The 7393-nt window shown below is 55.6% G+C and carries 6 protein-coding genes; 3 read left to right on the top strand and 3 right to left on the bottom strand.

From position 1 onward, the window contains the following. Complete coding sequence (locus ACSSVY_RS19725; RefSeq protein ID WP_454271511.1) at positions 1-1176, top strand: amidase; 1176 nt, start codon at positions 1-3, stop codon at positions 1174-1176. Next, the gene (hpxZ, locus tag ACSSVY_RS19730; RefSeq protein ID WP_454271513.1) at positions 1173-1577 is read left to right on the top strand and encodes an oxalurate catabolism protein HpxZ; all 405 of its coding nucleotides are present in this window, start codon (positions 1173-1175) and stop codon (positions 1575-1577) included. Before ACSSVY_RS19725 ends, hpxZ begins: the two co-directional genes overlap by 4 nt. 359 nt (positions 1578-1936) lie before the next feature. On the opposite strand, the gene ACSSVY_RS19735 is transcribed toward hpxZ, so the two are convergent. Together ACSSVY_RS19735 and ACSSVY_RS19740 are read right to left on the bottom strand one after the other, a co-directional pair. Further along, positions 1937-3940 carry a hypothetical protein gene (locus ACSSVY_RS19735; protein WP_454271515.1) on the bottom strand — a complete coding sequence of 668 codons (2004 nt, stop codon included), beginning with the start codon at positions 3938-3940 and terminating at the stop codon, positions 1937-1939. 142 nt (positions 3941-4082) lie between these two features. Continuing rightward, a complete protein-coding gene (locus ACSSVY_RS19740; protein ID WP_454271519.1) occupies positions 4083-5309 on the bottom strand; it encodes an ATP-grasp domain-containing protein in 1227 nt (408 codons plus the stop codon). A 600-nt stretch (positions 5310-5909) separates the two neighbouring features. Between ACSSVY_RS19740 and ACSSVY_RS19745 the strand changes: the two genes are divergently transcribed. After that, a complete protein-coding gene (locus tag ACSSVY_RS19745; protein WP_454271516.1) occupies positions 5910-7145 on the top strand; it encodes a tyrosine-type recombinase/integrase in 1236 nt (411 codons plus the stop codon). Here the strand turns inward: ACSSVY_RS19745 and ACSSVY_RS19750 are convergent. Further along, the coding region (locus ACSSVY_RS19750; RefSeq protein ID WP_454271517.1) for a hypothetical protein at positions 7131-7393 on the bottom strand (263 nt) is incomplete at its 5' end. The genes ACSSVY_RS19745 and ACSSVY_RS19750 overlap by 15 nt on opposite strands.

Genomic DNA, 7393 nt, shown 5'->3' on the forward strand with positions numbered 1-7393 from the left:
ATGCTGCCGACATGCGATCCATTCATAACGAAGTTTGACACGCCTCTGAGGGGTAACACCCCCTCTGGCGCGCTCGCTGGGCTGCGCGTTGGCGTGAAAGACGGGTTTGACATCGCGGGCCATATGACCGGAGCCGGGTGCCCTGAGTGGGCCGAATTTCACGGGGTGGCGACCAAGACGTCTCCCGTCGTGCATGCTTTGGTGGACGCAGGCGCTGAGATCATTGGCAAGACGCAGATGGATGAACTTGCCTACAGCCTCATGGGGGTTAACGCGCGCTATGGCACTCCCGTGAACCCCGCGGCTCCGGATCGAGTTCCTGGGGGATCGTCCTCTGGCTCTGCGGCAGGTGTGGCTGCCGGGTTAGTGGAGATCGGTCTTGGTAGTGACACAGGCGGCTCAATCCGCTTGCCCGCGTCCTTTTGCGGTCTTTTTGGCTGGCGTCCGACACATGGGCTCATGTCAGGGGACAAACTTGTTCCACTGGCACCCAGCTACGATACCCCCGGTTTTTTTACACGCGATTTGGGGACCATGGCGGCCGTCGCCTCTGTCTTCCAGAGTGCGCAGACTGCTGCGGAGCACGTCAATTTCTGGCTGCCGTCTGATCTTTGGTCATTGGCTGAGGAGGGCGTTTCAGCTGCTCTGCGCGCGGCACTTCCTGTGGTTGAACATCGCTCGGATCCCATCTCGAGAGGCGATGATCTGGCAGGCTGGTTGGAGGTGTTTCGTATCCATCAAGGCTATGAAATCTGGCAAACCCTTGGCCCTTGGATCATACAAAACCAACCAAACTTTGGTCCCGGTATACGGGAGCGGTTTGAAACGGCAAGCAGAATTACACGGCAAGACTTCGACCTTGCAGTTGAAAGGCGTTACAACATCCGTGCGCATCTTGAAAAAGCGATTGACTCAAAAACGGTCATCGTTTTCCCAACCTCGCCTGGTGCCGCTCCGCTGCGATCAACCCAACAGGGTGATTTGGAAGTGCTTCGCAACGCCGCTTTGACCATGCTCTGCGTAGCGGGGCATGCGGGGTTACCACAAATCACCATCCCGCTTACAACCTACGCCAGCGCACCAGTTGGGCTCTCTCTTGCGGGAGCGCGAGGGACGGATCATCTCCTCCTTGAGACTGCTCAGATTTTTGCACCAGTGCCACGGGATCGCGAATGAGCGTGCTGATGGATATAAACCGTCCCGAGACGCATGCCGAAGTGACTGAGGTTTTCTATCGATACGAAACCGCTCTTGTCACGAATGATGTTGAGACCCTTGATGCCCTATTTTGGGCGAGTGATCAGACGATCAGGCTGGGCGCCTCCGAGAATCTTTTTGGCCAGGCTGAAATTCTTGCGTTTCGCAAGGCGCGTCCGGGTGTGGGTCTGGCCAGGCGTCTTGAACGCGTTGTCATAACCACGTTTGGCGATAATTTTGCCACGACGAATGCGGTATTCACCCGCGCCGGTTGGCCTGCTTCCCGAACTGGACGACAGAGTCAGAGTCTCGTCAAGGTTCCAGCCACGGGATGGCAAATTGTCTCGGCCCACGTTTCTATTGTCGACCTCGAAAAATAGCCTTTGGAACCACTTGATCCCCAGCTGAGTCAGGTCTGGGTAAGGTTGCATATGGGTCAGTTCTCGGTGACAATTTCAAGAGAGGTGGTCGCGGACATTTCGACCAGTTGTTAACCGGGACCGAGGGCATCACCTTGGCGATGTGGGGCTGTTGCGGTGACCATAGACGTCGCGGACAATGTCACGGAGCACGCTGCTTCACAAAGCCCTCCTGACGGTCGCCATCTGTTAAGCCTGAACGTCGGTCACCGTCACGCACGGCGGCAAGTGACAGTTCACCGCGCGATATCTGAAAGGCGGCGATGTGCAGACAGGGTGCGGATGAGGCTTGCACTATCACTTTACTTGGGCGTTGTCGGTCAAAGATCGCCACGGCCAGCAGCCCAGCTTTTTCGCCCTTTGGCCGCGATACTCACGATGTGGTCGTGCGGCACCGGCACTGTCGGAAGGGGCGTCAGCCCGTCATCGTGGAACAAGTAGAGCCGAGCGGCAAAATCCTCGAAGGGAAGCGAGCCTTCGCCGAACCGTTCTCCATTGCCTTGGGTCGAGACAACGATACCGTGGCCCCAATTTTGTCCGCTGTCATTGTTGGGATTGAAGAAGTAAACGCGCATATGCCCAGTTGGGTCCAAACCTACCCGGATTAGTGTGATCGCGTGCCAGCCTACAAAGGTCGCGCCCGAGTCTGTCACCGCGATCCCGGCAGGCTGCGGGTGAATCACTGGTTGGTTGCCGTTGTATTGAGGGTGGTAACAAGCGTGGAAGTGGAGCAGGAAGTCTTCATAGTGATTCAATGCGCCTGTCGCGACATCGACGGCTATGTGAAAATCCCGCCCAACCCACCAGCCGTGCAGTTCGGGATTGATCCAGCGATGTGGATCCTCGGGGCGGCCTACACAGCGGCGACCCATTTCGGCATAGGCGCGATCCAGATGCGGCACCAGCAGGACGGAGATAGGATCGGCATCCAGCAGCGCCGATGTGGCGAGGCCGGGCGGTAGGGTCGCGGTGTCGAGTGGTTCGCCCTCGAAATGAAGCACCAGCCTGTCCCTGCGCGCCACCTGTGCGATCAGCCAGAGCAGGTAATCAGGGTCGTTCAACGCCCACATGGACAAGGCCCGGGCAGATTGGCAGGTCGGATTGTTGCCCTGACCGACGCCAAGGGGTTGGCCCAGGAACATGATGAGCCCTGCAATCAGATGCGTTCGAGCAGGCAGCGTCGTACCGCAGGTTGCCTCCAAAGCGCAGATGCACTCCTCGGTTAGTGGCGTTTCCAACAGGCGCCACAGGGACGGCGCGATGGGAGGGGAATACAAAATGCCGCGTTCCAACATGAGCGCTAGCCCATAGACCGCCTGCGCTGTGCCGGGCTGTATGGCGACATCGACCAAGGCGCGCACCAGCGGTTCATAGCAGCGCAGGGCATCAAGCCCGGTGCTCGATAGACCCAAGGCATCGGGTAGCACTTTGGTCTGATCGGAATCAATCGCCCAACGGAGGAAGCTGGCGTGATAATCTGATACCAATCCTGTGTCGTGCATGGCGCGGGCCAAAGCATAGGCCTCTTCCTGAACCGTGCGCTCGTCCGCTCGTGACAGTCTGTCGACATAAGCTGGAATGCCTGGGTCCTCCCGGCTCAGGGCGGTCGGACCAAAGAGCGCGCTGATCAACCTGTCTGCCCCCCGATGTGCGTCGGCGGCGAGAGCGGTTCCAGTTTGTAATGCGCTTGCGATCTGCAGGATCATCGCCTTGACGTGATCAACCTGCAACGGTCGCTGCGCCATGATGCGCCAGATCTCGTCTGTCAGTCGATCCAAGACGCCGTCAGTCCCAACCTCTTGCAGCAGATAACGCATCAGTCGGTTGATGGCAGGTGTCAGCGCATTTTGCGCGTGGCGCTGCGCCTCATCCAGACCCTGTCCCAACAGCCGGTCGAGATCGAAAGACAGAACCTGTGTTAGAAACTGTTCTGCCTGCGCGGGTGAAAGCTCGGGCGTCGCGTGCTCGCCTGTCGCAACCACAAGAAAGCGCAGCAGGCTCATCGCTTCCAGTGTGATCGTCTGCGGACTGGCATGTGTCAGGGTATGTTTGACAAGGTTCGGCAGCAGTTGGACCGGACGTCCCCAATCCGTGCCAGAAAACAGCCCAGCCTCTTCCATGAGTCCGGCCCGCTGGCGCAATGCCGGCAATCCGTCCTTATGCTGCAGAACCCGGCGCGCCGCATCCAACACGCGCAGTGCGTGGTCGGTCTTGCCGATACGCGACGCGCTTTGCAGACCACGAACCTGTCGGTCGAGCCGGTCGAGAAGCGTTGCAAGCTGTCCAGCGGCGTTCATGTGGGCTGTCATTTCGACTTCGGCCATGGCGTTGCCCTTATTCAATTGGCTGGAGCACTGTTAAAGATGCCAACCGTCACTTCAAGGATGCGGCAACCCCAAGGGGTCAACAACGAAGATGTGCCACATCATGTGGTGCCACAGCAGCCGGTGTGGCCCGCATGGCTCGTCACAGATAGTAGTCCAGTTCTTCCTGCGCCTTTAGCAAGTCACGCATTTCGACAGCATCTTCGCCATAAAAGTACACAAGGCCCCAATGCGTGCCGAACGCCGTCCGTTTGGTCACCTTCTGCGCATGTGGCGGGTTGAGTTCGTGAAAGTCAAAATAGGGGTGGCTCTCTGTCTGTGGGGGAATTTCAAGATTGCTGACCACGCGGCGACGTGGATAGACACCAAAACAACCGGCATGGCCTTTCGCATCCTTGACTGGGGTCGGGAAGAAGGCATCAAGCTCCTCCTGCGTTGTCTTGGGGTCGAACACCAAAACCAGCGCCTGATACGCGTTGAACCCGTAGGCGCGTTCGAGCAGTTCGAATACGTTGAAGCCCGGCGGGCGATAGGCCACTTCGCCGAAATACATCGTGCCGTCAGAGGTGACAAAATACTCCGGGTGGATGAAACCGAAATCGATATCGAACACTTCAATTAGTTTTTCGATTTCCTGCGCAATGCGACCGCGCCACTGCTCCAATTCAGGGGTTGCCGGGACGAAAACGGAATAACCCAAGGTGACATACTCTGAAATATTCAAAAACTGAATCTTGCCATCCTTGATCCAAGCCTCGACCGCGAATTCCCAACCATCCAGATGGCTTTCCAGAAGCGCCGGAAATTCATCATCCGAAATTGAGGCAACATCGTCCGCAGTGCGGATCACGCGGTGCCCCAGACACCCCGCCTTGTCGAACGCCTTGAAATGGATTGGATCATTCGGGTCGCCATCCAGCTTCAGCAAGGTCTGGTTTACACGTCTTAGAAAGCGGATCACATCTGTCTGATCCATTGCTTCCTCAAAGATGCCAACGCGGATGCCACCCAACTGCGCGCGGCGTTTCATGAGTGATTTATCGCGGAACAACATGGATTGGCCTAACAAGCGCGGATTGTTCATCAACACGGAGTTAACAGCACCCGCCCACTCGACCGTTTCCTCGAAAAGGGGAATCGCCACGTCGACCCCCATGTCTTTCAGTGTCGTGGCAAGCTCGAAGGAACGGTCGTTGAGCCGTTCAAAGTCCCATGAAACAAAAGGTATGTCGTGCTCGACTGCATAGGATTCAGCCCAAGCGGGAGCGACGATTACATACCTACGATCAAATTGCTCAAGCGCGTCGATACAACGCAAGCTCCAACCTAAAATTGCAACAAATCCTTTGTCCGAATTCTTATCGGTCATCCTAACTCCTTGCTGGTGTGAAGGGTGTTTAACTACACTAAAACTCAAAAAAATCAACCCGTGCGGATATTTGCAAAGCACATCAGACAAATACTTGCCGATTTTCTCAGCTGCGAAAATTTTCGATATGAGGATATTCGTGCCGGAGCGGTCACGGAAGCCAAAAGCCTTGGCGTAGACCCCTTTGCGCTTCGTGATGCAGCGCAGCATGCACGTGTCTCGACGACAAACCGCTACTCGAGGAATCGAAGCGAGGGTGCGAACCAGATTGTTCAATTGAGACGGAATCGTTCGTTGGATCAGATCAAGAACCCTGTCGATCCAACGCGATCAAACACTGCAACGTTGCAAGTGCTAAGTCCTTGAAACAGTGGTGAGCCGTGCAGGATTCGAACCTGCGACCCACTGATTAAAAGTCTCTGAAAAGCGTGTTTTTGATACGCGTATGTTTCTTGAGTTTTCCGCAGTATTTTTGATATCAAATTGATTTTATACAATTATATGTGGACACCACATGACAAGAGTGTATTGTTTGAGGACATCACTTGCAGCATAATGTGGTGACACAGTGGTGACACAAAACTCTAGGGCTAGGAATTTATGACGGAGAATTTAACGGACAGCTTCGTGCAAGGGCTCGTGCCAAACCCGAAGCGAAATCAGATCTACTATGACAGTCGCGTAAAGGGGTTTGGCGTCCGCATTACGGCTGCTGGAGCGAAAAGTTTCGTGCTGAACTATCGTACAAGATCGAGTAGGCAGCGCCGTATCACAATTGGATCATTCCCGATTTGGAAAACAGCGGCAGCGCGTCATGAGGCGGCGCGATTGAGGCGCGACGTAGATATCGGACTAGATCCGCTTGATGAGCGTGACCGGGAACGAAACCAAGTGCGGTTTGATGAACTGTGTCATCAGTACCTCGATTATTCCGCTCCACCCCGACTTAGGCAATCGACATATAACAGTTACAAGAACATGATTGCTCAGGAAATTGCACCAGCCCTTGGGACCCGCTTCTTGTCCGAGATAGTCCACGAAGACATCGTAAAGCTGCACCAAAAAATCACACGCCGAGGCAAGCCCTATCACGCCAATCGTGTTCTTGCCCTGTTGTCGCGGATGTTCAACCTCGCAATACGTTGGAACCTCTGCACAGATAACCCAGCCAATGGAACGGAAAAGAACCAAGAGATCAAGCGTCAACGATATCTCTCAACTGACGAGCTTCAAGCTCTTGGAGTTTGCTTGGAGCGTTTTCCAGATCAACAAGCAGCGAACATCGTTCGAATGCTTCTTCTGACAGGTGCGCGAAAGGGAGAAGCTCTCGCCGCCCGGTGGGAGCAATTCGATTTGAAGGTCGGCGTATGGACAAAACCAGGCGCCATGACCAAACAGAAGACAGAGCATCGGGTTCCGTTGTCCGGAGCGGCAGTTCGCCTGCTACAGGACATTCAAGCTGGTTTAGCTGAGGATGAGGAGTGGGTTTTCCCGTCGAAAAAGGGGACGCACCGCGAAGATATCAAGTCCGCTTGGCGAAAAATTTGCGAAGCGTCAGGCTTTATGGAGATAGTCGAGACGCCGCATGGCAAATACTTGGTCAAACACACGGTCCGCGTGCACGATCTCAGGCACACTTATGCATCCCTACTCGCGAGCGCAGGACATTCTCTGCCAATCATAGGTGCCCTGTTAGGCCATACTCAAACCGCAACGACTGCGCGCTACGCGCATCTCTTAGATGACCCACTGCGCGCGGCAACCGAGAAGGTTGGCGTTCTTCTGGGGGGCTCCCCCATGGAGCAAGGCAGTGGTGACAGCTCACGTGTGCGATAACATCAATTGCAATCCGTTGGACAGTTCGCGCCTACGCGAGGTGGCAGAAGTGATATCATTCCACATTGAAGGTACCGGTCGTTCGGTTGAGGTGGAGAGCGTCATGAGGTGCATCACGGCTCGCTTCAACAAGGCAAGTGGCGCAGACTCTGCATCTGTGAACGGCGGAGCAATACTCGGCCACGGTAGCGACGGCATAGTGTTGTCGCGGGCGGCGTAAAAGTCGTCCACTTTTGCCCTTTCGGATT

The sequence above is a fragment of the Roseovarius sp. MBR-51 genome, from assembly GCF_053628575.1.